Genomic DNA, 23,948 nt, shown 5'->3' with positions numbered 1-23,948 from the left:
CCAAAAGGTAGGTGCCGCCGCGTCACTTCACGTCTGAAGCCCCCAGCGCCTTCAGTTCGGCCCGGAGTCGCTCCCTTTGGTCTCCCTGCAGAATCAGCTCGCCGTCTTGGAACGACGCGCCGCACCCCAGCTGTTTTTTCAGCAGCTTCGCCGCTTTCTGCCCGGCGTCGCCGTCAGGCAGACCACAAACGACAGTCACCGTTTTGCCGGCCCGACCAACTCGCTGAATCCCCAGACGGATACGCCGCCCCGCAAGGTTCAGCGTCTCCCCCTGTCCCGTCGGAGACTCCGGCTCAAAAGATATGTCCTCGGCCGAACTGACCTGCTCGCCGTCCGGGAAAAGTTGGCCGAAGGCCGCTCCTAATGAAAGGTCTTCAGCTCCGGCCTGAGAACAGTCCTGACGCTTCTTCGTCATTCGAGCTCATAACCCTCTTGACAGCAGGTGATCAGGAACTCCTCGCCGGGCTCGAACGAAACCTTGACGGTTTCGCCGACCTGCAGGTCAAGCAGCTGCCGACAGATTTGAGCCGCCCAAGCGGACTCGGCCGAAGAGCCGGCCTCAGCGGCTTTGCACATGTCCTCAATCGTTCGCCGGTTCAGCATCGCCCCTTAGTCCTCCAGCTCGTGCCAGCCCGCCACGTCGATCTGGTAGCGGGAGCAGACGTCCTTCACGTCCGACTCTTTATCGCAGGGCCAACTGCACGCCAGCCCACAGCTGGCTGAAATCTGCCGCGGCACTGGAATAACTCGGACTGACAGCCCCTCGGCGCGGCACGCTTTTTCAAACATCAGCGCCATACTCGTCACGTCGAACGTCGCAATGCACCGCAATTTCCATCTCCCTTTCCGTCTCAACAGAGTCCGCCGCTCTTGACGGGAACAGAATGCAACTTATAATATTGATGAAATGTTTTTATACTTAATTGGAGGTCGTTAGAATGAATGAGAAACCGTCGTTTCTGTCGTCGTGGGCCGGCCCAATTATAACAGGTCTGGCAATCGGTATCCTCGCTCCTCTGCTGGTTCTTTGGGGCAACCCGGGCAACATGGGGTTCTGCATCGCCTGCTTTGAACGGGATATCGCTGGCGCTCTGGGCTTCCACCGCGCCGCGGTTGTTCAGTACATTCGACCTGAGGTCATCGGGCTGATTCTGGGCGCGTTGGTTGCCGCTCTGGCCGCCGGAGAGTTCAAACCCCGCGCCGGTTCGTCGCCTGTTGTTCGGTTCTTCTTAGGGTTCTTCGCCATGATCGGCGCCCTGATCTTCCTCGGCTGCCCGTGGCGCGCTATGCTTCGCTTGGCCGGCGGCGACTGGAACGCGATCGTCGGCATAGCCGGCTTAGTGGTCGGCATTCTGGTCGGTATCCAGTGCCTGAACGGCGGGTTCAGCCTCGGCCGTTCCTACCCAGCGCCTCAGGAAGCGAAAATCGGCGGGTTCGTCCTGCCGGTCGTCGCCCTCGGTCTGCTGGCGCTTCTCCTTATTGCGCCCAAGTTCGGCCCTGAGGGGGCCGGCCCGATCTTCTTCTCCGAAAAGGGCCCCGGCTCCATGCACGCGCCTATAGTTTACTCTCTGATTGTGGCTCTTGTCGTTGGTTTCCTCTGCCAGAAGAGCCGGTTCTGCACCATCGGAGCCATTCGTGACCTCGTCATCGCGCGGGATCCTCACCTATTCTGGGGGCTGGTGACCCTGATCGTCGTCGCCATGGGTACCAACATGTACTTGGGCATGTTCAAGCCCGGATTTTCCGGACAGCCCATCGCCCACACTGACGGCGTGTGGAACTTCCTCGGCATGGTGTTGGCCGGTCTGGCCTTCACACTGGCCGGCGGGTGCCCGGGCCGGCAGCTCATCATGGCCGGCGAGGGCGACGGCGACGCCGCCGCGTTCGTCATTGGCATGGTCTTCGGCGCGGCCGCGAGCCACAACTTCGGTCTGGCTTCCAGCGGCGCCGGCATTGGCGCTCACGCGCCCTATGCGTTCGGCATCGGTCTTCTGTTCTGCCTCATCGTGGGCTTCGCTATGCGCCGTCAGCTCCGCATTGAAGGAGGGAAGCAATAATGACTATCGACGCCAGAGGTCTTTCCTGCCCTGAACCGGTCGTCCTCACCCGCCGTGCCGTCGTCTCCGCGCCGGCGGAGTTTCAGGTCATCGTTGACAACGAGACCGCCCGCGGCAACGTGATTCGCTTTGCCACCCACAGCGGCTACAAACTGGCCGACGAGCGCCAGGAGTCCGGCGACTGGTTCCTCGCCTTCCGCAAATAATTTTTAGCAGGCACAAAGGAGCGGGCTGGCAAATGCCAGCCCGCTCCTTCTATTTCCTCTGGTTCCCTGTCCCCCCGACAGCCGCACAGCGGCGTTAGCCCACTCATACGCGGCCAGCCGATACTTCGCGCAGAGCGCAGGAGGGCCATATGCTTCGCGTCAGTTTGGTTGGTTATTTATTTTGGGGATTCTTCTTAAGCTTTTTCGCTTCTGGGTGGTGAGCGTAATAAATATCTTCGTCAATAGGCTCCCAGCGTGGGTCATCGGGTGTGAGATTAATTATCTTATGGCCGTCTAAAATTTTCTGCTCACCTGTTTTGGGGTCATTAAACTAGAAAAAAGGATGCTTTGAGTCCTCCAGCCAGCGGTCAATTAAAGACATTCGGATTACCCCCTTATTTTTATTTTACTGCGCCCAGCGTTTCAGCTGCGGCCGCGTGTCCTTATTCATCCGCGGCAGAACACGCGACAGGGCGTTATGGACGAATCCGAGAAAAGAAATTATAAAACTCCTTGAAGAACATGGCCTTGACTTTAACTAAACGGCTCCAGCCATGATATCAATTACAACGCCTGCTCACCCTATATGATTCCCGTGAAGCGATATGATTTCGATGAAGATGATATGAGATACATTTTTAAAGGGGCTAGCATTGCCAACGGGGAGGGGGGACAAAGATGTGTCTATTTTCGAAAAGAATGACCTCTCTGGATACAGCGCCCGCGTCCCAAAGCTCTTGGATTTTCGCAGCCCTAGAGTCTCCGGCGAATAAGTTTTCAATAAGGCACTTCGCTTTAACTGGCAAGCGTTTGACCTCCCATTGAAAAGCTTACTCCCCTGCAGCCTTTCTTCAGTACCATTCTTTGACGGCTTCATCAAAGGGAATATATTCTTTGTCCTTCAGGGCAAGATATTCTTGGTAAACGGCGAGACCATACTCGTCTTCAATCCGATCCAAAGTGCTCTGGCGCAACAGCTGCGACACGGTGAGCCGCCGCTCGGCCGCAAAGCTCTCAAGGACGGCCTTTTCGCTTTCGGTTACACGGATTGTAATACTCGACATCAATTCAGCTCTCCTCCTCCGTTTGTATTCATTATAAGACAAAGGTGAAAAGCAGCGTCAAGAGCCTCTTCCCTTCCATGAGGCGGGCCTTATAAACTAAGACCTTATTTTCAGTAAAAAGATCTTATTTTTATTATTGCATCCGCTTGATCGATCAATCATTAATTTTGTCAGCATAGGTGACGGCTCCTTTTGCAAAAAGTCCCAAATGAAATACCGGCAATAGCAAGGGGTTGAAAGAAAAACCGGGACTGTAAACGGGAACATCTTCAACCCGAAAAACACAGTCCCGGTTTAAGTCCCGGTTTTGCACCGGTAAAGACCGTTTGATTCCGATTAACCCCGATAAAATTATAGCGTGCCAACCCAGATGTTTTCAAGGTTAGCACGCTATTTTATTCATATTCCGATTGATGGCAAAACATGCCGAAAAAAAGCCCAAATGGCGACCCCGGCGGGACTCGAACCCTCGACCTGCTGCTTAGGAGGCAGCCGCTCTATCCGCTGAGCTACGGGGCCGCGCGGCGCTCATCATATCACGTGTTTTAACAAGCCGCAACAGGCACAGGAAGCGCCGGCCACAGCCGCGCGAAGAGTTCTCTGGATCGATCGGCGTCGCGGCCAATTTGAAGCGACAGCTCGTCGGAGTTTTGAAACCGAATCATCGGGCGAAGGCGTTGGAGGAAAAACAGGTCAACCGGCCGTCGGTACAGGTCCCCTTCCATGTCCAGCAGAAACGCCTCGACTCGCCGCTCCGTCACGTCCCCAAAGGTGGGGTTTATTCCCACCGAGATGGCAGCCGCGTAGGCGTGCCCGTCAACCAACGCCGCGCCGGCGTAAACGCCGTCAGCCGGTCTGAGCTTCGTTCCCGGCAGGCTCATGTTCGCCGTCGGGAAGCCGAGCGTTTTCCCTCGGCCTTGGCCGTTTTCGACGGTCCCGGACGCGAACCACCCATACCCAAGCAGCCGTCGGGCTCCGGTCACGTCGCCTGAGGCGACGATCTTCCGCAGGCGGGTGCTGCTGACGGTCTGCCCTTCGGGATCCTGAACCGACGGCACAATGTCAAGCCAAACCCGGTGAGCGCTGCACCACCGAGACAGCTCGGCTTCACCGCCGCTGCGGCGGTAGCCGAACCGAAAATCCTGCCCCACCACAACCCCGTCAAGGTGAACCGACCGCAGAAGTTCTTCCAAAAACGCTTCCGGCGGCAGCGAGCGAAGCCGCTCGTCAAACGAAAGCTTGACCGGCTCCAGAAGGCCGAACCACCGGTCTAGCTTGGTCATTTCCGCGTCGGTAAACAAGACCGTTTCGGCTCCGGCCAGCACGGTTCGAGGCCTCGGCTGGAAGGTGACGACGCGCCACGGTTTCTCAAGCTGCTGGCTCATCTTCGACGCGGCGGCAAAAAGGGCCTGATGTCCGCGATGATACCCGTCGAAGGCTCCAATGACGCCGATCATTCGACGACCTTCGCCAGCGGCACGTTGGCTAACGGGGACAACATAGGCATGCCGTCTCGCCGCTCGTTTCGGCACAGGGACAGCCAACTCGGCCCGATGACTGCCACAGGCCCTGTGACTGGACCGAATTTAATTTTGGGCAAAAAATCAAGCCGCTGGGGTAGCCCGCAAAGCAGCCGGCGTTCCACGTCTTGGGAAACGCACACTCTCGCGTAATGGCGGGCGACCGCCGTCACAGGGTGAAGCGCCCTTTGCACGGTTTGAGGGGAAAATTCGTCCGGCGGCAACCCGCCCTCCGCACAAAAGTTTCCCACAGAAACCCGCTCCAATCCGTTTAGGTGCGCCTTCCACCCGGTAACGCGCCCCAAATCGCGCGCCAAGCTTCGCACGTAGGTGCCCCGATGACACCGCACGTCAAGAACTCGGCAGCTTTTCTCCAACGAGCCGATAACGCGAATTGACGTGACGGTGACAGGACGGGGAGCGTTTTCGACTTGGTAGCCTCCGCGGGCGAGCCGATGGGACCGTTCGCCGGCAACTTTGACCGCCGATACCGCCGGGGGAACCTGAAGTCTGGTGCCAAGGAGCGACAGCAGGGCGCAGCTCAGCTTTTCATCGTCCAGAAACGGGACGGTCTCAGGGCCTAACGGCCGGCCTTCCCGGTCGTCCGTGTCGGTCTCCCAGCCAAATTGGACCGAAGCGACGTATCGCTTCGGCAGGTCCATGACAAAATTGCTCAGCCGGGTTGCCCGACCGAGCATGACGATCAGCGCGCCGCTGGCTGTTGAGTCGAGCGTCCCAGCATGGCCGATTTTCTGTTGGCGGCCGAGGACGCGGGACAGGTGACGCAGGCAGTCGGTGCTTCGCAGTCCCAAAGGCTTACGGACGACCAGCACTCCGTTCAGCATCGTCCAAAGCCTCCTTCAATTTTTGCAGTGCGCCGTCAAAGGGCAGGGGCAGCCGGCAGCCGGCTGCGTTGTGATGTCCACCGCCGCCCCATCGGCCGGCAAACTCTCTGGCCGACCAATCGCCCCGACTTCTGACGCTGCACCGAACGGTGTCCCGCTGCTCGTAGGCCAAGACGACGAGGTCGGCGTTCTTGAGCCGGGTCAGCTGATTGACCAGCTCGTCAGTCTCGTCCTCACTGGCGCCCGTCTCGGCAAAATCGCGGGCGTCAAGCCAGCTTAAGACGCAGTGGTTTCCAAGCGTTTCAGCCCGGCTCATGCATCGGCCCCAGAGGTGAAGTTTTTCCAGCCTGTCCTGTCCGTTCAGCTGCAGATCGACCCACCCGGGCTGGGCGCCTGAAGCGATCAGTTCGGAGCCGACCGATAGCGTTCTGGCCGTCACGCTGGAAAATCGGAAGTTCCCCGTGTCCGTCACAAGCGCTGTTAAGAGAGCCTGAGCGGCCTCCTGCGGGACGGGGTGAATGAGTTCTTTCACGATCTGCCAGACCAGTTCAGCCGCGGCAGACGCCGTCGGGTCAACCCAATTCAGCCCGGCGAAGTTCCCGTTGTCCGGATGGTGGTCGACGTTCACGTCAACTCGCCCGGGAAGGCCTCTGTCGGCACAGCTCACGTCAATAAAAACGTTTAGCGCGCCGTCGTCGGGCAAACGGTTTGCCTGATGGTACTCCGACGCGTGAGGCAAGAAAGCGTACCTGGCTGGCACGGCGCTTTGGCCGCACCATTCGACGGTCTTGCCGAGGGCAAGACCGACCGAAAAGAGCGCGCTGCAGCACCCCAGCGTGTCACCGTCGGGGTTAAAGTGAGACACTAAACGCCAATGCCCCGAGCCGGCCAAGGCATCGACGATCCGGCGGAGGGTCATTTCCCCTCGCCATTCGAACCGTCAGGCGCTTCCGCCTCAGGTTCCGGCGGCAGATCTGTGACAACCTGATCGAGCAAAGTATCCATCTGGCGGGCTTTCTCCTCGGTCTCGTCAAAGACGAACGTAAGGAGCGGAACCGTCCGATAGCGCAGCCGACTGCCCAGCGTCTTTCGGACAAAGCCGGCGACTTTTTCGAGCGCCTCTGCCAGACTTTTGCGGCGAGCGGTCAGAGCCGTGTAATACACCTTGGCGTACTTCAGGTCCTTGGAACAGTCGACTGACGTGACGATCGCCTGAGAGGCCACTTCGTCCTTAACGTCGCTCATCAAAATCCGCGATATTTCTCTCATCAGCTGACTGTTTATCCGGTCCATGCGAAAGCCGCTCATTTTCGTTTCCTTTCCCGGTACGCTCCTTTTAGCACCGTTCGCTAGAGCGTGCGTTTTTCCTCAAGAACTTCGTAGCACTCCACGACGTCGTTCACGTGGAAGTCTTGGAAGTTCGTAAAGGTCATGCCGCACTCAAATCCTGCCTTGACCTCTGACGCCTCGTCTTTGACCCGCCGCAGCGACGCGATCGCCCCGGTCCAGACGACGACGCCATCGCGGATGAGCCGAACGCTGGCGTTCTTTTTGATTGTCCCGTCGGTCACCATGCAGCCGGCCACCCGGCCGACCTTGGGCACGCGGAAATCGGCTCTGATCTCGGCCTCGCCGAGCCGGTTCTCGGTGATCTTCGGCTTCAGTAGACCTTCCATGGCGGCTTTCACGTCGTCCATGATGTCGTAAATGACCTGATAAAGTCGTATCTGCACGTTTTCCCGCTCGGCCACTTTTTCGACGTTGGTGTCAGGTCTGACGTTAAATCCGATGATGACGGCATTTGAAGCCGACGCCAGCATGACGTCCGACTCGGAAATCCGCCCGACGCCGGTATGAACCAGCGCCACAGAAACTTCGTTGGTCGAAAGTTTTTCCAGCGCCCCGACGATGGCTTCGGTCGTCCCCTGCACGTCGCACTTGAGCACTATCGACAGGACAGGCTTTTCGCCTTCGCCCATCTGGCTGTACAGGTCTTCGAGGGTCATGCGCTTGACCGGCTCGTTCTGAACGTTTCTCCGCTGCTCTTCCTGAGCTGAGAAGATGTCCCGGACCTTTTTCTCGGACTCGACGCGGTAGAACTTCTCTCCCGGCTGAGGCACCGCGCTCATGCCCAGCACCTCAACGGCCGTGGAGGGACCGGCCGAGCGAACCGACTTGCCCGCGTCGTTGAACATGGCGCGGACCTTGCCCCAGCACGATTCCATGACGATCACGTCGCCTTGGTGCAGGGTTCCCTGCTGGACGATCACCGATGCCATAGCCCCTTTGCCGCGGTCGAGCCGAGACTCGATAACCACGCCTTCAGGGCTGACGGTCGGATCCGCCTTGAGCTCTTCCATTTCGGCGACGAGAAGGATCATCTCTAGCAGTTCGTCGATGTTCTTGCCGGACTTGGCGGAAATCTGAACCATCGGCGTGTCGCCGCCCCAGTCCTCCGCCACAAGGCCGTAGCCGCCCAGCTGCTGCTTCACCTGATCCGGGTTGGCGCTCGGCTTGTCCATCTTGTTGATAGCCACGATGATCGGCACGCCGGCCGCTTTCGCGTGGTTGATCGCTTCGACGGTCTGGGGCATGACGCCGTCGTCGGCCGCCACGACCAGAACGGCGATGTCGGTCACCTGAGCGCCCCGGGCCCGCATGGACGTGAAGGCCGCGTGTCCCGGCGTGTCCAAAAAGACGATGGTCTTTCCGTTGTGGGTGACGTGCGACGCCCCGATATGCTGGGTAATGCCGCCAGCCTCCCGCTCGGTGACCCGGGTCTTCCGGATGGCATCCAGCGTGGACGTCTTGCCGTGGTCAACGTGCCCCATCACGGTGACGATCGGCGACCGCTCGACCTGCTTGTCGCCTTTGAGCGTCGGCCGCATGCTGGTGGTCTTCTTCTCTTCTTCCTTGGGCTTCGCCCAGTCCAAGTTCACGCCGAACGCCTCTCCGAGCACCAGAAGGACTTCGTCGTCAGCGGGCCGATCGGCCGGGAGCATGAGCCCTTCAGAGATCAGGCGCTTGACCGCCTCGCCGGCAGAGACGCCTAAAGCGGCAGCCACGTCTTCAATCGTGCTGCCCTTTTCAACAAACACGTCCCGAACAGGCGTGGATTCCTTTTTGGGCTTTTCAGTCGGCTGAGGGGCCGGCTGAGCCGGCTTCGGTTCAGCGGCCGGCTTTTGAGCCGCCGGCTTTGCTTCCTCGGCCGGAGCCTGTTTCTGAGAAATTTCTGCCTTGTGTTTTTCCGATTTCTTTTCTCCGGCCTTTTCCGCTTTTTCCTCCGCTTTGAGCTTAGAAGACTCATACGCGGCGATAACCCTTTCAGCCGTCGCCTCGTCCAACGAGCCCAGCTGATTTTTCACCTCAATACCCAACGACGCCAACAGCGCCAACAGTTCTTTTGTTGATATGCCCATCTGACGGGACAGTTCATATACTCGCATGTTCGATATGCACATCTCCTTCCTCCGGCAGGAAGTCTCCCGCCTTCCGAGCAAAACCCGAATCTTCTTCCAGAGCCACCGCCTGACAGCTTTGCAGTCCCAGAGCTTTCCCCAGCCGTTCCCGATCCGCTGAAACCGGAACGATCCGGCATCGGTCTCTGAGGCTTTCAATAAACCGGGCGGACGCGTCGCTGGCCGTAAAGACGGCGAGACGTTTGCCCGATTTGAGTTCTTCAATAATTTTATCCTGACCGATCGTCAGGTTTCCGCCGCTTCGCGCCAAGCCGAACAGGGAAAGCAGGTCCTCCGTCCGGCCTGCGCCCGCCGTTTTCGTCCCGGCTTCGGCCGCTAGAGAGACGTAAACGTCAGCTGGGACCGAACAGCGAAGCGCTTTGTCGAGCAACTTTTTCTTACAGGTCAGGACGATACAGCGCTCGTCTTTGCAGACGTAGGCACCCCGGCCCTGTCCTTTGCCGTCCCGGTCGATCCAGACGCTCCCATCGGGAGCGCGGACAACCCGAATCATGTTTTCCGGCTGGTCCGTTTTTCGGCAGGCGACGCAGCTGCGGGGGTTAATCGTCTGCTTCACCGAGTCTGCCCGGCGGGCTCGTCCAACTTCTCGGACGATTGAATATCCAGCTTCCATCCGGTGAGCCGGGCCGCCAGCCGAACGTTCTGCCCGGTCTTACCGATGGCCAGTGACAGCTGGTCGGGTTTGACAAATACCCGGACTGACCTTTCCGCGTCGGGAACCAGCTCAATTTTAACCGGCGTCGCCGGAGAAAGGGAGTTCTTGACGTATGTCAATGGGTCTTCGTCCCACAGGACGATGTCAATTTTCTCCTCGCAAAGTTCGCTGCTGATGGAACGGATTCTCGCGCCAGAAGCGCCGACGCAGGCGCCCAAAGGATCGACCGACGGATCTGTCGTCGCCACGGCGACTTTTGCCCGCGCGCCGGCTTCCCGGACGATGCCCTTGATTTCCACCGTTCCGTCGGCTATTTCAGGAATTTCCAGCTCCATCAGCCGGCGAAGGAGCCCCGGGTGCGTGCGGGACAGGACGATTCGCGGCCCTCGGGTCGTCTGGCGGACGTCCAGCAGGAAAAACCTGAGCCTCATGCCGATATCGTACTTTTCGTTAGGGATCCGCTCTTCCCTCTGTAAAAGCGCCTCGCTCCGCTCGCCGATGTGAATGAGCACCTGATCGTTTTCCGAGCGGATCACTTCGCCGAGCACTAAGTCGCCGATCTTCTCGGAGAACTCGTTGAACACGACTTCCCGCTCCGCGTCCTTCAGCCGCTGAATAATCACCTGACGGGCCGTTTGAGCGGCAATGCGGCCGAACTTCTCCGGGTGGACGTACACCGGCACGCGGACCAAATCGCCGGGCTGAACGTCCGAATATCCCATTTGAGCCGCTTCCGCTTGAGTGATCTCGCTGGTTCCGGCGACTGGGTTCTCCGTCGTCCGGCGAACGTCGTAAATTTCGACTTCGCCGGTCTCTCGGTTGAGGTGCACTTCCGGCTCGGTCGTGCCCTCCCGGTACTTTCGATACGCCGCGCCAAGCGCCGCTTCCAAGCTTGCTACGATGACGTCTTCCGACAGATTGCTCTCTTCGGCAAGGCTCTTCAGAGCCCTGATGCAGTCCAATCCCAATTCCATTTTAGCGGGAACCTCCCTTGCCAGCGCTTCGCTTGAACGTTTTCTTTTCGCCCTTCTGAGGTTTATAGACAAGCGATCCTTCAACGATATCCTCGAACGGAATCGCAGCAGTTTCTTCTTCCGTATGAATTGTGACGCGCCCTTCTTCGTCCACAGCTTCGACAACTCCAGTCAGGCGCTTGATGTGAGAACCTTCGCCGTGGAAACGAATCCGAGCGGTTTCGCCGATAAACCGGCGGTAGTCGTCCAGCTCGAAAAGGAACCGCTCCAATCCGGGGGAGCTCACTTCCAGATAATATCGATTGCTGTCCGCCATAGCTCCTTCCAACAGCGGGTCGATGGCCTTTGAGACAACTTCACAGTCGTCCGCCGTCACGCCGTTCGGCCCGTCGATGAAAACGCGAACTGTCATCGAACCAATTTCTTCCAGCTGAAGGCCTTCCCACCTGTAGCCGAGTTCCACAACGACCGGCTTCAGCAGAGCAGTCAGCTCTCCCCGGAGGGCCGGGAACGACGAACCCATCTCATCAACCCCTCTCACAAAAAACGAAGAGTGGGACACCCCACTCTCCACCGTTACGCCTACACCTCGTCACGTGAATGGTACCACAACAGACGGCGAAACACAATGAACCGACGGTCATTTTTCGGACCCGGCGTCCAGCTCTTGGACAAAACGGTTGAACAACGTCTCCAGCGATTCCCGCCGGGCCGATTCGACGCCGGTTTCTTCCATCAGCTTACGGAACACCTCCGTCGGAGACATCTCTTCCAGCTGCTGAGGACAAGAGGCCAACGTGGCGGCCGGATCGTCAGGAACGTGAACGCACAGTATCTCAACCGGACTGTCCTGAGCCGTCTGCTGGAACTCGCTCCACAAGTCCCTGCCCCGAGAAGGCTCGCTGAGCGTCAGCTCTACCCAAACCGGCTCTCCCTTTGCCGTCAGCTCGGCTAGGCGTTCTAAGATCTCCGCAAAAGAGCCGCTCAATCGGGCGAGTTTCACAAACGGCGGGACAGGAATTTCGCGAACGATCGGCGTTTCCCCAGCGCTGACGTCCACAATAGAGAGAGTCTTCACTGCTCCGGCGTCGCCGAAGCCGAGCGCCAGAGGCGAACCGGAGTAGCGAACCGCCTCTCCGACCACGTTCTGCGCCCGATGAACGTGACCGAGCGCCACGTAGTCGAAGCCCGCCAGCGCCCGGCAGTCGAACGCGTCAAGCCCGCCGATAGCCAAATCCCGCATGCCGTCTCCCTCGCCGACTTTTGCTCCCACGGCGAACAGATGAGCCATGCACACCACAGGAAGCCGCTCGGGGTTCAGCGCGCGGGAAGCGGCGTACAGTTCGGCGAAGCGGGACTGCGCGCAGCGGTACGTCTCTTCTCGGAGAGCCTCAATGTCTTCCAGCGATGAGCCGCGGTGAAGGTCCGACTCATGGAGAAATGGCTGAGCCGCCACGAGCCCAACCGGCTCGCTGGAAGCGTTTTGAACCATGACAACCTGCTCCGTCAGGTCTTCGGCGGGTCGCCCGAAAACGAAGATGCCAAGCTCCCGAAGCGGGATCCCTGTTATCTCCAAAAACTCCGCTGAGTCATGGTTCCCTGACGTGACAACTACGGCCCGGCAGAGTTCCCGGGCCTTCAACAGGACGTCAAAATAGCAGCGCTGCGCCCACAGCGGCGGCGTGGAGGAATCGAACACGTCGCCGCTCACCAACAGCGCGTCGACCCGTTCGGCTTCAAGCAGGCCGACGAGCCAAGAGCAAAAGCTCTCACTCGCTTCCCGAAGGTTGTGCCCGAACAGGCGTTTTCCTAAATGCCAGTCCGACGTGTGGAGAATTTTCAACGGCGGAACCTCCCGCAAAGAATGGAAACGCGGCGAAGGAGCCTTCGGCTTTTTCGCCGCTCGTCACATCAGTTAACGGACGCCGGCCGACGGTTCTTTACCAACCGCCACCGCCGCCACCGCCGCCACCGCCGCCGCTGCAGCCGCCACCGCCGCAGCCGCCACCGCCGAAGCCGCCGCCGCTGCCTGACGCCGCCGCCGCTCTCATCTCGCGGGCCACTTCTGAAGAGATGACGTCGCTCATGCTCGAAGAAATGTCGGAACAGAAGCTCGAGGCAGCAAACGCCAAGCCTTCTCCTTCATACCACGAGGGCGTCCACTGATTTTCAGCCTGCAGCTTTTTAAAGATCTCCGCAAAGCTCTCGGCCCACTGGTGTTCGACGCCAAGAGCCAGAGCGTACGGCAGAAGCTCTTCAAAGTGCTCCGGCGTCTTGTCCGGTGGGTCTATGAGCTTCATCCGCTCTTTCTCAGCCAAACAAATGTACTTTTTCAGTCCCAACAGCTGGTCTTTCAGCTGCCTGCCCTCAGGGGTTAACCGGCCTAAAAATCCCACCGCCCAGACGATGATATACGGCATGACGGCGAGCACGGTCATCCCCGGCCTGAGAGCTTCGGGCACGTCGGCGATATACCCAAAAAGTCCGCTGAGGACAACTCCAATGAAAAGGCTGATGAAGAGCAGGCGAAAACCGCCCTTCAGTAGCCTTCTGAGCCAGCCGCCGGGTATCTGACAGCTTCTCCGTATCCCACACGCGACTCCGCTAATAAAAACGCAGCCAAAGGCGTACATGAATACCGCCAAAATCCATTCGGTTCCGCCTGGACTTGCAAGCCAGCATCCCACTCCGACAAGCACAAATGTCAGCAGGACCAATCCTATGCGGATCAACATGTTGTCTTCAGCACAGTCAGAAAGTGCAACCTCCGTGTCGAGAGCCAGCTCTTGGTACGCGCCGTAAATTACGGATGAGTCCGATGTGTTTTTCCTGAGGGTCACCGGCAAATCGAGCTTGGCTAGGAAGTCCTTTTCGTCTCCTGTCAAAGGCCGGTTTTGATACTTCTTTTTGACATCTTCTCCGGCCTCGTTCAGAACGTACCCGTCCTTTTTGTTTCCCTCAATCGTGATCTGACCTTTCGTGGCTAGGGACAGAATGGCTGTGCCGACGATATGCCCCTCCATGCGCCCGCAAAACAAACGTTCTGCGACCGCCGCCGAAACGCCCTCCGGCGCGTGGAACAGCGGAATGATGACTCCCGGCCGAGGGTCCCTGCCAAAAATAAACCACGCGAGCAAGGCCAAAAAGGCAGAAATAATCCCCGTCAGGATCATCATGTTGTTCAGCCCAAACCGCACGAAGACCGTTTCTTTGTTGATTACGACGCCTTGGTTAAACTTCACGGCAACCGTCAGGCCCTCTTGGACGTCCAACGGGCGCGTCGTCTCGAACGTCCACGTCCGGTCGTCAACCTTTTGACTTGAGGCGTTCTTTTCTTTCGATTTGGTCGCGCCGGTCCAATAATCCGCCGCTTCAATAATCGCACCCTGCGGAAGCGCCAGCCGGGCTCTCGCCTTTTCGATGGGGAATTTCCAATAGTTCCCTGTGGCGTTCCAGTACAGCTCATCGTAGCCTTTGAAGCTGACGACCTGACGCTTGACCAGATAGACAAACTTGAAGGTATGCTCGCCGCGGGAAAGGTATTTGTCCGGGTCTCCGACCCGATACAGGACCACTTCGTCTTTTCCATCCTTGCTTTTCCAAGGCACAGGCTGACCATCCAGCGATATGGACTTCATTTTCAGGTCAGAAGAAAACTCGGTATGGTCAGGCGCGAGCCGCAGAGTCGGAATAACGCGGTCAATTCCCCGCTTGATCTGGTCTAAGCCGCTGACCCAGACCTTGATCTTTTCCGTGACCTGAGAAATCCCATCACGATCAACCTGAACCGTCACGTCATAATCCATGATCCGATCCCGGCTGTTTGAAAAGACCTGTTTTGCCGGCTGCGTTGGCTGTGCATGTTGTGCCGGATTTGTTGATTGTGTTGCCACTGCCGGCTGAATGACCTTCATGGCCGGTTTCTGAGCTTCCTGCGCGGTATGAGAAGCCAGCTCGGCGGCAGACGGGCCAGTTTCTTCCGCTCCGCCGGCGCGGGCAAAGACACATGGTGTCATGTCGACGGACAACGCCAGAGCGTCGCCGGCCGGCAAACCGCTCAGCGTTTGAAACTTTACCGACCTGTCCCCATCCTGCTCGGAGCGAAAGTCCTTTCCCCTTTCCTTGGCGTTGCCCGTCGCAGCGGCAAACCCCAACAGGTGAACCTGCTCGTCGGGCATGATGACCGTCGCAGAAACTCGGTCAATCGGCACGCTCCACTTGTTGCTTGTCACGTTCCAGCTGAGCCGCTCCGCCCCATCGTGAGGGAAGACCGCCCCGGCAACTCGATAACGAAGCGTCCACACCTGTTTTTTTTCGTCGCCGAATTTCACCGGCGGCGTGCTGATACGCCAAGAGCCTTCTCCGACCGATGTCAGCTTGGCCTTTTGGAGGTTCTCACCGCACGTTACCGACGCGAGGGCCAAGTCGCTTGGAACGCTGGCTAAGCCGTCCCGTCGATTTCGGGATATAGTTCGTTCCAACGCCCATTCGGTTTCGGCGTCGGCTGTCACAGTCAGTCTTTCGGAGATCTCGGTCCAGCCGTCTTTCTGCGGCCTCACCGTGGCGTCGTAATCGGATATCCGAACCGCGGCACTCGCCCCGACGGCGACGGTGCAAAGGACCACGAAGACCGAAAGTATTTTTCGCAACGTCAACTTCACTGCCTCTCATACCTCCCCTTGCCTCGCGAATCAACTCGCAGCTTTTTTGTCACGAGAAGAACTCAGCTTTTCCGCCCCACACTCACAGGGCGTGATTGGTCTCCGGTCTCCAACCGTCGGCAATACGCAACCATCACGAGAACAGAGAAGGCGGCGACAGCAATATGCCGCGCCGCCGAATCACTGCTCCGTTAGAACTGCACCTGAGGATTCTTGGCTTCTTCCGGGTTTTCCAACTCAAAGAAATCGTACTTGGAAAAGCCCAACATGCCGGCAAACAGATTAGCTGGGAACACCTGAATCGATGTGTTGAAGTCCCGGGCCGCCCCGTTGTAGTAACGCCGCGACATTTGAATGTCGTTTTCCAGTTCGGACAGGCTGCTCATCACGTTCATGAATCCCTGGTCCGCTTTAATCTGCGGGTAAGCCTCCACGGTGGCGACGAAACCGCGAAGCGCAGCGCTCAGCCCGGCTTCCGCCTTGTTGACTTCCGCGACGGTCTTCGCCGCGCGGGCCGCCGTGACGCTTTCCATCAGTGTCTTTTCGTGCTCTGACAGTCCCTTCGCCGTCGCCACAAGGTTAGGGATCAAATCATGACGGCGCTTGAGCTGAACAGAAATGCCGCTCCACGCCTCATCGGCAACGTTGCGTTTTCTCACAAGCCCGTTGAAAAGCAGAATGACCCAAAGGATCACTAGAACAACAATTCCTAAGATAACCCACAACGCGACCATCGTCTTTCCTCCTAATCAAAGTGTTTGGACCGCACCTTCAGTCCCGATATCACATCATCTATATACAAATATTCGGCGCGTGTCAAGGATGAACCTTTTCCGAGATGACGCCCGGTCCGCTCAGGACGCTGCTCCACCCTGAACTTCGGCTGACCTGTATTCGGCAGCTGATTCGGTCTTTGAGGGCGCTGACGTGCGAGATCACGCCCACCAGACCGCCGGCCCCTTTGAGGGCTTCCAACGCTGTTAGGACGCCGTCGAGACTTTCCTCGTCCAAGTTGCCGAACCCTTCATCGAGGAAGAGAACGCCCCCTGATCGGCGTCTGCCGAGAGCCAGCGCCAGCGAAAGGCTGACCAGAAAGCTTTCCCCGCCGGAAAGGCTCCGCGCCGATCGGACGGTTCCGCCCTGCCACCGATCCATGACGGCAAAGTCCATCGGCTCATTTTTGTCCGGCACGAGGGCGTACCGCCCAGACAATTCGTCCAGATGGACGTTCGCCTGACGGAGCAAAAAGTGAAACGTCAGGGTCTGAACGAACTTGCGGAACTTTGTCGCCGATCCGACCAAGCCGTACAGCTCTCTCAGAAGTTCAAGCTGTCCTTTCATTTCCTGAACCTCTTTTTGGAGCAGCCCTCGTTTTTCGGACAGTCTTTTTTCGGCGTTCATCCGCTCTTCCATCTGCCCCAGTTCACGGTCCAACGCGCCCATTTTCTCCCGCAGCGTTTCGCACTCTGCCGCTAAAGCCTCGGCGTCCTCGGCGGGACGTGAAGGAAGCCCCTCTGCCCGCTTTTTCACCTCGCCGCTTCGGCCTTCAAAAGACGCAGCCCGACGGCTCAGTTCTCCGGCAGTTTCTTTCAGCGCCGCCGCCTCGCCGTCCGAAAGCCGAAGTTCGCTCAGCGAAGTCGGCAGACCGCGTCTTTCGAGCTTGTTTTTTTCGGCGTCTCTCTCCCGAAGGGCTTCTTCTGCTGTTCGATCCGTCTCGGCGATGGTCTTTTTTATCCCTTCGATGAGACCTTCCAAGCGGTTTGTCCGTTCTTCCATGGACCTCATATCGCTTTTGGGGGCGTCGTTCGTTCCAGACTGAAGCTCGTCAATTTTGGCCGACAATTTCTCCATTTTTTCGGTCAGCGCGTCGTGCTGGGAGATCACAGCTTCAACGCGCCGACTCAGAGCGGAAATGAGAAGATCCGGCTCGCCGAACTTCCGTCGACGTTCCGACCAATCGGCCTGACGGCGGTGAATAGTCCCCAGCTCGTTCTCAAGCGTCTTGAGCCGCTCTTCCAGCCTGGCAAGCCGACGGCCGGCCTTCAAGACGGCGTTTCTGGCGGAAAGGACCGGTTCCTCGCCCGCTTGGACGTCTTGGGGCTGACCCGCAATAGGCTGATGATGAAGCGCCCCGCATAGCGGACAGGGAAGACCTTCAACAAGCGACGACCTCAGTTTGGACAGGCACGATGCCTCAAGGCCTTTTTCTGCTTGGGCCAACGCAGCTCTAACCCTCTCGTCTTCCGTCGCCGCTTCTTTTATCTCGTCGTTCGTCCCGGCTATTTTTTGAGCGGCCGTCTTTTCTGCCTCTGAGAGCTCTTTTTCTTCCAGCTCCAGTTGGCTCAGTTGAAAGAGCGTCCCCTCAAGAGCTGATCGATCCTCCAGCTCAGAAAGGGCTTCTCTGGTCTGCCGCCGCTCTTCCCGCAGTTCGTCAAGGGCCCTCTGCCGTTCGGCCTCTTGGGCTGAATATGCGGCGCGCTTTTCGTCTAAAGACAGCCGAGCTTCTTTCAGCTCTTTTTCTCGGGCCGCCAGCTCGTTTTTTAAACTGAGAACGGCGTCACGCTTTTTTTCGAGTTCCTTCTGGGCCAGAAAAAGCGGCTCCGCCGCCTCGTGCCGCTCGAGACGAAGCTGGTCGGCGGCAAACGCGCTCAGATCTGACTCAAACTTTTTTCTGTCGGCCTCCAATGCCGCCGAGTCCCGCTCGTACGCGGCCCAGAGCGCCGCGTTTTCCCGCTTTTTCTCGACCTTTTGAAGCTCCTCTGAGGATATTTTCCGACGGCTGCGGAGCTCTTCCACCTCAGCCAGCAGGGACTGAGCGTCCTCGCACGACGGGACGTTGAGGGCGTCAAGCTCGGCGTTTTTGGCGGCGAATAAGGTTTCGTCTATTTTCCAGCTTTCAGAAACCCGTTCGGATATTTTGCTGTACTTTTCAGCGCCTGTGAGCTTTTCCAGCAGCGCGGCGCGCTCTGACGGCGGAGCGGATAGGAACGACGCCCATTTTCCCTGTGGGATGAGGACCGACCGAGTGAACTGAACAAAATCCATGCCAAGCAGCTCGGTGATTTTCGCGCGGACGTCGTTTATTTTTTCTGCCACGAGCTCTACGGTATCGACGCCGTTTTCCCTTTTGACCCTGCCCAGCCGATGCCTCTGGGGCTGCAGGGCGCCGCTGGGATGATTCCCTGAACGGTGCTGAGACCAAACGGCCTGCCAAGTTTCACCGGCGGCGCAGAAGGTCACTGACGCTTTACAGCTGCCGGCGCCGTGCGTCATCAGCTCGTTGGTTCCCTGCGTTATCGCCCCGAGGCGCGGCGTCGCGCCGTAAAGCCCAAGGCAAATTGCGTCAAGCAGCGAGCTTTTTCCTGCGCCGGTCGGCCCCAAGATCGCGAAGAGTCCTCCGCTGTAAGCTAGCTCCTCAAAATTCACTGACCAAGATCCGGCCAAGGAGTTCAAGTTTTCCAGAGACACCCGGCAAAGCCGTTCCAGGCCAAAATTTTGCGTCATCGAGACCTCTCCGTTTCAGCGTTTTTTCCTGCTATTTTTTCTCACCGGCATGCGCGTCTGCGGGACCGCCGGTCCGCTTAACGCGGCGTCCGCAAAGCCTGACATGCTGGACAACGCCAGTACCTTTGCTCTATTATAATATGGTAAAAATACGTTCTAGTTAGAATCGTTTAACGCTTTTCTGCCGTGCGCCCTTCCTTTTTTCCTGCTGGCAAATCCCACCCGTAGAAAATGATTGGGGTAGTTGTTATTTCGTCAGGCCAGACTGATACTGACGACGAACGACGAACGCCAATCTGAAAGGAGGAATTGCTATGCTGCCTATGATCGCCGGCTCTGGGCGCCTGATTTGCGCCCTTACAGCAATAAACGCGTGGCTCTCTTTGGCTCCGGACGCCCTGATACCCACCAGCGTGGGAAGCAGCCTGGTGCTTCGGCTCTCTTTTGTGACGCTTTTGTGCTTCAGCTCCCTTCTAGCATACCACCTGCCGGAACTCAACGCCGGCAAGTCCATTCAGCGGCTGCTGCCGTGGCTTTTTATGCTCCCGTCAAGTCTTTCATTTGGAGCGGCCAGCACGCTGTACGTCACCTTTCTTGCCTTAGCTGCGGCGGGCGCGGCGTATATCTGTTGCCTGTGCTTCACCCGCATGTTCCGCTTGGAGCTGGGATCGATGGCTCTCTGCTACGCTGTCGCTTCTCTTTGCTCGCTCGGGCTTGCGGCTCTGGTTCGGTCGTACGTCCCAGCGGGGCCGCTTCGAATCATCGCCGTCCAGTGCCTGCCGCTTGCCGCGCTGTCGGCGCTGAGCCCTGAACCTGAATTCTGCGCGCCCTCAAAAGGAACGCCGCCGCCGTGTTCCAGTGCCCTTTATCTGTTCGCGTTCTGCCTGACCGTTCAATGCGCCGGGGGATTTACCGTTGAACAGGACGCCTTTTTCCCCTCGTGGCTTTGGTCCGCGCTCTACAGCGTCGTTTTGTTCGTCCAAGCGAGCGTGACGTTTTCCGACGAGAAAGTTCTTTCCCCGGTTCGGCTTTTATACGCCGTCATCGTCCTCTGCGCGAGCGGTATCGTCCTCCAAAGCGCTCTTCCCCGGATTGGAGACGGGGCAGTTCTCGTCGGGACGGCGTTGTTCGAGCTGACGTTTTTGATCCTCACCAGCAAGAAGGCCACGTCTCCGCGCCTGTGCCGCTATTGGGCGAGCATTGCGGTCGCCACGATGTTCACAGGCTCTCTGGCAGCGGAGGTCCTTCGGTTCTTAGCCGGCTGGCTCGTGAGCAGTTCCAGCGAACAGGTGGCCCTTCTCTCTCTCGTTCTGGCTTCTTTCTTCGGCCTTTATATTCTCCTGCCAACTCGCGGCACTCCATCAGCAGAGTCCCAGTTGTCCCAGGCGGAAGAGGACGACGTACTGCGCGGCCAAAGGGAGGTGAGAACCCAAATGATCCTCGCCCCGTTCGCCTTGACGCCACAGGAAAACCGAATCTGTCTGATGCTCCTCAACTCTTTAAAAGACGATGATATCTGCCGGCAGCTGTTCATCACCCAGAACACGCTGAAATACCACCTGAGAAACCTTTATCGGAAACTCGGCATTTCCGGCCGGCGCGATCTGCCCGATTTTATGGGCCGAATGGACGCCTCTCTCCCGAAGGTTTCCAGCACTCATTCGGAGCCCTCGCTATGACAAGACGATCACTCATTTTTCTGGCAATCCTCGCCGCTGGCGCTCTTTTATGGGCCGCCTGCCGACTTACGCCTCCGGCCGACCCGGTCAAGCGCCACGGCGAAGTTCAGTCAGCAGAAAGCCTGCGCCCCGGAAGCCTTGAACAGGCGGAAATGCCTTTAAAAGTTCCGGCCGTTCCACCCCATTAACTCGGTGTTTTTCCGTCGAATCAACGACGTTATTCTTATGAAGGAGGCACATCTGATGAAAAAATTTTTCTGTGGCGCCGCAGTATTCCTTCTGTTCGCGTGCTTAGCCGGCGGAGCTCAGGCGCGTCTGCCAAGGAATTTTCAAACCTTCCGGGACGAGTACAAAAGGGTAGCGAAGACTCCTGAGGGCGCCGCACGAATGTTCTTTGACGCGGTTTACGCCTACCTAGAGGAAGACCTGAACGAAGAAGCGTCCAACATGGTCGCCCTGTGTCTGAGAGAAAAGCCGGGCTGGGAAAAACGGGCCACTTACAGCTACTTCGCGGAAAGGCTGTACGACCGGCCGTATATCTTCCGCAGCTACGCGAAAGGGACGTCGCCGAAAAACAATTACGCGATGAACCCGGAAAACTACACTCTCAACATCGTTGAGGTAAAAGATGATCCCGCTTATGTAGGAGCCAAGCGAGTGTCGATCCGAAGCTCCGGCGCAGACTCGCTCCGTCCGCTGATCCTTCGCAATTACAACGGGTACTGGTTTGTCTCCAACTGTTGCGCCATTTATTCTGACGTCCGATTCCCCCAGTCCACTCAAAAGGGCGATGAATTCCTCGACGGGGATGTTTACGACCAGACGTCGAGCACCAATTCCTCAACAGGCAAGGGGAAACCGGCCCAAAAACATAACTCGCAGGGGGGCGACAACGCGTTCGACTTCTCAGCCGACGGTTCTGGCACCCCAGAGGAAAAAAGCGACGCCGACAAGGGGGCGAGCTCCGACGGGGCTTTCGACATGTCGTCTTGGGGCAACTAACTCAGGCCTTCCGGAGACTATTGTGATCCCAGTCATTCGCAGGACAATTTTCCTTCTGGCAGCGTTTTTCTCCATCTGGAGTTCTCCCTGCGCCGCAGAGCCGGCAGCGTTTTTAATGCCGCACCACGAAGTTTCTCCGCTTATTGACCAAACCTACGACCTAATCGTCAAAAGCGGGATGAAGCCGGACAGGATTTTTGTCATCAGCCCGGATCATTTTCACCGGGCTGTCGGGAAAATAGTACTCGGTGGGAACGATCCAAAAACGCGGGAGCTGCTCCAAGAATCGGGCATCCAGTTCGACGATCCCTTGACCCGACGCGATCACGGCGTGACGGTTCACGCCAAACGAATTTCCGTCCTTTGGCCCGACGTCCCGCTGACGACGATGATCGTGAGCAGCAAAACGCCTCTTGCCGTGCTGCTTGTCGCCGCCGTCAAGCTTTCCCCTCTCTTTGCGAAAAACGGTCTCATCATCCTGAGCAGCGACCTCTCGCACTATAAAGATGTCGCCACGAGCAACGCCGAGGACGATCTTACCGTTGCGGCCTTGTTGGCCCAGGACTTTCGCCTTTTCGGACAGATCAAAGACGACTGCCCCAAAGGAACTTGGCTTTTCTTGAAAATGCTTGACCGGCTGAACCTTCATCGTTCAGCTCTCATCGGCCGGACCAATTCAGGTGAGTTGGGCGGGGACAAGAGCTCTACAACAGGCCACGCTTCAATCATGTACCGACGGTAATGCGGGTTCCGATATTTTTTACCGATATTTGACTGACAGGATAAGGAGGACGTGCAAATGGATCAGTACACAGAAACGACGACTACAGGTTGGGGAAGCCGTTTTGGGAATTCCTTTAAAGGCATCGTTGTCGGTATTGTCTTGTTCGTCGCCGCGACAGCGCTGCTTTACTGGAATGAGGGACGGACCGTTAAAACCGGAGACTCTATCAACGAAGCCAAGAGCGTTACCGTTCCTCTCGGCGACACGGGAACTGTCGCTGCTGACTTGAACGGCAAAGTCGTCTACGGTACCGGCCGGCTCACCACCGAGGACTCTATCGGTGACGACGCGTTCGGCGCCAAAGGCGTCGCCCTGTCCGTCAACCGTCAGGTTGAGTTCTACCAGTGGCAGGAGTCGACCCGCACAGAGAAGAAAAAGAAAGTTGGCGGCGGCGAGGAAACTGTGACGACGTACAGTTACAACAAAGGGTGGGGCTCTTCCCCCGTCGACTCGTCGAATTTCAAGTATCCTGACGGACACGAGAACACCACGCTGCTGACAGTTGAAGACGAAAACTGGTACGCGCCGAACGCTCATTTGGGGGCCTACCGCTTCCCCACGTTCCTCGTCTCAGAAGTCAGCGGAAGCACCCCGTTGAATGCCGCGCCGACCGACGAACAGCTGGCGGCCCTTGCAGAGCTTCTCAACGTTACCCCAGAGACTCAGCCGGCCCAACCGACACAGCAGCCGGCCCAGCCTGCCCAACCGGCCCAGGTGGAATCCTCTCAGCTTGAGGCATCTCCGGCGCCTCAGCCCGTTTTAGTCCCGCAGACGAGCGCCGAATCTGCCGCCCAGCCAGCCCAGCCTGAACCGACGTCGCAGCCCGCACCAGAAGCCGGTGCCCAGGCAGCTGCCGCTCAGCCGGCTCCAGCGCAGCCTGAGGTCAGCGCAGAGTTGGCACTTGCCCGTCAGTACGTTCATCCGCGCGCGAATGTAGTTTATATAGGGCTCAAGCCGAACGCACCGTCAGTGGGCGACGTCCGCATCACGTATAAGCAGGTTCTTCCGTGCGATGTGTCGTTTGTTGCCAAGTTGGTCGGCGATACGTTTGACGTGTACACCGCGTCCAACGGGTATAAATTTCACCGCCTCGAAAACGGAACCGTCGCTCAGGAAACGCTTTTTGCCGACGCTCACAGCGCCAATAAAACCATGGCGTGGATTCTCCGGGTCCTCGGAATCGTCCTCGTCTGCTCCGGTTTAGGCATGCTGCTTCGCCCGCTGTCGGTCGTTGCTGACGTGCTGCCGTTTTTGGGCGACCTCGTAGGAGCTGGAACTGGGCTCGTCGCTTTCCTTCTTGGGCTTGCGTGGTCCTTCATCATCATCGCGATCGCGTGGCTCGCGTATCGTCCGCTTCTGGGCGGCGGGCTGCTTGCGGCTGCAATTGCCCTGATCGTCCTGATTTTCCTGCGTCGGAAAAAACGCGCGAAAGCGCCGGCTCAGGAATAAAGGACCTCTTTCGCTTCGCCACTGCTAGCTGACGAGAACTCTTTATCACTTACAGGGATTTTGATCCCA

22 protein-coding genes and 1 tRNA gene are annotated in these 23,948 nt (G+C 58.0%); 6 read left to right on the top strand and 17 right to left on the bottom strand.

Going from position 1 to position 23,948, the window contains the following annotated elements; all coding sequences use genetic code 11:
• Positions 1–22: 22 nt before the first annotated feature.
• The 3 genes from JONANDRAFT_RS02745 to JONANDRAFT_RS02735 are packed head-to-tail and all read right to left on the bottom strand — an operon-like array spanning position 23 to position 831.
• Entirely contained in the window at positions 23–415 is a 393-nt protein-coding gene (locus JONANDRAFT_RS02745; RefSeq protein ID WP_008520705.1) for a translation initiation factor, read from the bottom strand.
• Positions 412–603: a hypothetical protein gene (locus JONANDRAFT_RS02740; RefSeq protein WP_008520704.1), complete on the bottom strand. Its 192-nt coding sequence runs from the start codon at positions 601–603 to the stop codon at positions 412–414. The genes JONANDRAFT_RS02745 and JONANDRAFT_RS02740 overlap by 4 nt, the downstream gene beginning before the upstream one ends.
• A gap of 6 nt (positions 604–609) precedes the next feature.
• Positions 610–831 carry a DUF3343 domain-containing protein gene (locus JONANDRAFT_RS02735; RefSeq protein WP_008522697.1) on the bottom strand — a complete coding sequence of 74 codons (222 nt, stop codon included), beginning with the start codon at positions 829–831 and terminating at the stop codon, positions 610–612.
• Positions 832–938: 107 nt separating this feature from the next.
• On the opposite strand from JONANDRAFT_RS02735, the gene yedE reads away from it, so the two are divergent.
• On the top strand, positions 939–2,057 hold the full coding sequence (gene yedE / locus JONANDRAFT_RS02730; RefSeq protein WP_008522696.1) for a YedE family putative selenium transporter: 1,119 nt from the start codon (positions 939–941) through the stop codon (positions 2,055–2,057).
• Positions 2,057–2,263: a sulfurtransferase TusA family protein gene (locus JONANDRAFT_RS02725; RefSeq protein WP_008520698.1), complete on the top strand. Its 207-nt coding sequence runs from the start codon at positions 2,057–2,059 to the stop codon at positions 2,261–2,263. Before yedE ends, JONANDRAFT_RS02725 begins: the two co-directional genes overlap by 1 nt.
• An 851-nt stretch (positions 2,264–3,114) precedes the next feature.
• Here the strand turns inward: JONANDRAFT_RS02725 and relB are convergent.
• The 14 genes from relB to JONANDRAFT_RS02655 form a co-directional block, all read right to left on the bottom strand.
• Entirely contained in the window at positions 3,115–3,327 is a 213-nt protein-coding gene (gene relB, locus JONANDRAFT_RS02720; protein WP_008520694.1) for a type II toxin-antitoxin system RelB family antitoxin, read from the bottom strand.
• A gap of 443 nt (positions 3,328–3,770) precedes the next feature.
• A tRNA-Arg gene (locus tag JONANDRAFT_RS02715) sits at positions 3,771–3,846 on the bottom strand.
• A gap of 26 nt (positions 3,847–3,872) precedes the next feature.
• Entirely contained in the window at positions 3,873–4,784 is a 912-nt protein-coding gene (gene ribF / locus JONANDRAFT_RS02710) for a riboflavin biosynthesis protein RibF (protein WP_008520589.1), read from the bottom strand.
• Positions 4,781–5,692, bottom strand: a complete 912-nt coding sequence (gene truB, locus JONANDRAFT_RS02705) for a tRNA pseudouridine(55) synthase TruB (RefSeq protein ID WP_008522694.1) — start codon at positions 5,690–5,692, stop codon at positions 4,781–4,783. Before truB ends, ribF begins: the two co-directional genes overlap by 4 nt.
• On the bottom strand, positions 5,664–6,611 hold the full coding sequence (locus tag JONANDRAFT_RS02700) for a DHH family phosphoesterase (protein WP_008520587.1): 948 nt from the start codon (positions 6,609–6,611) through the stop codon (positions 5,664–5,666). Before JONANDRAFT_RS02700 ends, truB begins: the two co-directional genes overlap by 29 nt.
• Positions 6,608–6,985, bottom strand: coding sequence for a 30S ribosome-binding factor RbfA (rbfA, locus tag JONANDRAFT_RS02695; protein WP_267878597.1), 378 nt, complete (start codon positions 6,983–6,985; stop codon positions 6,608–6,610). The genes JONANDRAFT_RS02700 and rbfA overlap by 4 nt, the downstream gene beginning before the upstream one ends.
• A gap of 56 nt (positions 6,986–7,041) precedes the next feature.
• Positions 7,042–9,138, bottom strand: a complete 2,097-nt coding sequence (gene infB, locus JONANDRAFT_RS02690) for a translation initiation factor IF-2 (RefSeq protein WP_155801287.1) — start codon at positions 9,136–9,138, stop codon at positions 7,042–7,044.
• Entirely contained in the window at positions 9,125–9,727 is a 603-nt protein-coding gene (rnpM, locus tag JONANDRAFT_RS02685; protein WP_008520584.1) for an RNase P modulator RnpM, read from the bottom strand. The genes infB and rnpM overlap by 14 nt, the downstream gene beginning before the upstream one ends.
• The gene (nusA, locus tag JONANDRAFT_RS02680) at positions 9,724–10,800 is read right to left on the bottom strand and encodes a transcription termination factor NusA (RefSeq protein ID WP_008520581.1); all 1,077 of its coding nucleotides are present in this window, start codon (positions 10,798–10,800) and stop codon (positions 9,724–9,726) included. The genes rnpM and nusA overlap by 4 nt, the downstream gene beginning before the upstream one ends.
• Position 10,801: 1 nt before the next feature.
• A complete protein-coding gene (locus tag JONANDRAFT_RS02675) occupies positions 10,802–11,323 on the bottom strand; it encodes a ribosome maturation factor RimP (protein ID WP_008520579.1) in 522 nt (173 codons plus the stop codon).
• Positions 11,324–11,440: 117 nt separating this feature from the next.
• Positions 11,441–12,643 carry an exonuclease SbcCD subunit D C-terminal domain-containing protein gene (locus JONANDRAFT_RS02670; protein WP_008520577.1) on the bottom strand — a complete coding sequence of 401 codons (1,203 nt, stop codon included), beginning with the start codon at positions 12,641–12,643 and terminating at the stop codon, positions 11,441–11,443.
• Positions 12,644–12,740: 97 nt separating this feature from the next.
• Positions 12,741–15,461 carry a DUF2207 domain-containing protein gene (locus JONANDRAFT_RS02665; protein ID WP_008522692.1) on the bottom strand — a complete coding sequence of 907 codons (2,721 nt, stop codon included), beginning with the start codon at positions 15,459–15,461 and terminating at the stop codon, positions 12,741–12,743.
• Positions 15,462–15,652: 191 nt separating this feature from the next.
• Positions 15,653–16,195 carry a LemA family protein gene (locus tag JONANDRAFT_RS02660; RefSeq protein WP_008522691.1) on the bottom strand — a complete coding sequence of 181 codons (543 nt, stop codon included), beginning with the start codon at positions 16,193–16,195 and terminating at the stop codon, positions 15,653–15,655.
• An 82-nt stretch (positions 16,196–16,277) separates the two neighbouring features.
• Positions 16,278–18,965 carry an AAA family ATPase gene (locus tag JONANDRAFT_RS02655; RefSeq protein ID WP_008522690.1) on the bottom strand — a complete coding sequence of 896 codons (2,688 nt, stop codon included), beginning with the start codon at positions 18,963–18,965 and terminating at the stop codon, positions 16,278–16,280.
• A gap of 314 nt (positions 18,966–19,279) precedes the next feature.
• Between JONANDRAFT_RS02655 and JONANDRAFT_RS02650 the strand changes: the two genes are divergently transcribed.
• From JONANDRAFT_RS02650 to JONANDRAFT_RS02630, 4 genes are all read left to right on the top strand, one after another.
• Positions 19,280–20,644: a helix-turn-helix transcriptional regulator gene (locus JONANDRAFT_RS02650; protein ID WP_008520569.1), complete on the top strand. Its 1,365-nt coding sequence runs from the start codon at positions 19,280–19,282 to the stop codon at positions 20,642–20,644.
• A 243-nt stretch (positions 20,645–20,887) separates the two neighbouring features.
• Positions 20,888–21,646 carry a DUF6935 domain-containing protein gene (locus JONANDRAFT_RS08240; protein WP_008522689.1) on the top strand — a complete coding sequence of 253 codons (759 nt, stop codon included), beginning with the start codon at positions 20,888–20,890 and terminating at the stop codon, positions 21,644–21,646.
• Positions 21,647–21,668: 22 nt separating this feature from the next.
• Positions 21,669–22,388, top strand: coding sequence for an AmmeMemoRadiSam system protein B (amrB, locus tag JONANDRAFT_RS02635; RefSeq protein ID WP_008522688.1), 720 nt, complete (start codon positions 21,669–21,671; stop codon positions 22,386–22,388).
• Positions 22,389–22,445: 57 nt separating this feature from the next.
• Complete coding sequence (locus tag JONANDRAFT_RS02630; RefSeq protein ID WP_008520561.1) at positions 22,446–23,879, top strand: TMEM43 family protein; 1,434 nt, start codon at positions 22,446–22,448, stop codon at positions 23,877–23,879.
• Positions 23,880–23,948: the final 69 nt, after the last annotated feature.

The organism is Jonquetella anthropi DSM 22815 (genome assembly GCF_000237805.1).
GTDB lineage: Bacteria > Synergistota > Synergistia > Synergistales > Dethiosulfovibrionaceae > Jonquetella > Jonquetella anthropi.
Note: the sequence above shows the minus strand (reverse complement) of the source record. Positions and strands in the feature narration are given on the sequence as shown.

What these genes read in the sequence shown, in the direction of transcription:
- JONANDRAFT_RS02655 (WP_008522690.1), bottom strand. Translation starts at nt 18,965, where the DNA reads ATGACGCAAAATTTTGGCCTGGAACGGCTTTGCCGGGTGTCTCTGGAA.
- JONANDRAFT_RS02630 (WP_008520561.1), top strand. Translation starts at nt 22,446, where the DNA reads ATGGATCAGTACACAGAAACGACGACTACAGGTTGGGGAAGCCGTTTT.
- JONANDRAFT_RS02700 (WP_008520587.1), bottom strand. Translation starts at nt 6,611, where the DNA reads ATGACCCTCCGCCGGATCGTCGATGCCTTGGCCGGCTCGGGGCATTGG.
- relB (WP_008520694.1), bottom strand. Translation starts at nt 3,327, where the DNA reads ATGTCGAGTATTACAATCCGTGTAACCGAAAGCGAAAAGGCCGTCCTT.
- JONANDRAFT_RS02675 (WP_008520579.1), bottom strand. Translation starts at nt 11,323, where the DNA reads ATGGGTTCGTCGTTCCCGGCCCTCCGGGGAGAGCTGACTGCTCTGCTG.
- JONANDRAFT_RS02725 (WP_008520698.1), top strand. Translation starts at nt 2,057, where the DNA reads ATGACTATCGACGCCAGAGGTCTTTCCTGCCCTGAACCGGTCGTCCTC.
- truB (WP_008522694.1), bottom strand. Translation starts at nt 5,692, where the DNA reads ATGCTGAACGGAGTGCTGGTCGTCCGTAAGCCTTTGGGACTGCGAAGC.
- rbfA (WP_267878597.1), bottom strand. Translation starts at nt 6,985, where the DNA reads ATGGACCGGATAAACAGTCAGCTGATGAGAGAAATATCGCGGATTTTG.
- infB (WP_155801287.1), bottom strand. Translation starts at nt 9,138, where the DNA reads ATGCGAGTATATGAACTGTCCCGTCAGATGGGCATATCAACAAAAGAA.
- JONANDRAFT_RS02745 (WP_008520705.1), bottom strand. Translation starts at nt 415, where the DNA reads ATGACGAAGAAGCGTCAGGACTGTTCTCAGGCCGGAGCTGAAGACCTT.
- JONANDRAFT_RS02660 (WP_008522691.1), bottom strand. Translation starts at nt 16,195, where the DNA reads ATGGTCGCGTTGTGGGTTATCTTAGGAATTGTTGTTCTAGTGATCCTT.
- ribF (WP_008520589.1), bottom strand. Translation starts at nt 4,784, where the DNA reads ATGATCGGCGTCATTGGAGCCTTCGACGGGTATCATCGCGGACATCAG.
- nusA (WP_008520581.1), bottom strand. Translation starts at nt 10,800, where the DNA reads ATGGAATTGGGATTGGACTGCATCAGGGCTCTGAAGAGCCTTGCCGAA.
- JONANDRAFT_RS08240 (WP_008522689.1), top strand. Translation starts at nt 20,888, where the DNA reads ATGAAAAAATTTTTCTGTGGCGCCGCAGTATTCCTTCTGTTCGCGTGC.
- JONANDRAFT_RS02740 (WP_008520704.1), bottom strand. Translation starts at nt 603, where the DNA reads ATGCTGAACCGGCGAACGATTGAGGACATGTGCAAAGCCGCTGAGGCC.
- JONANDRAFT_RS02650 (WP_008520569.1), top strand. Translation starts at nt 19,280, where the DNA reads ATGCTGCCTATGATCGCCGGCTCTGGGCGCCTGATTTGCGCCCTTACA.
- yedE (WP_008522696.1), top strand. Translation starts at nt 939, where the DNA reads ATGAATGAGAAACCGTCGTTTCTGTCGTCGTGGGCCGGCCCAATTATA.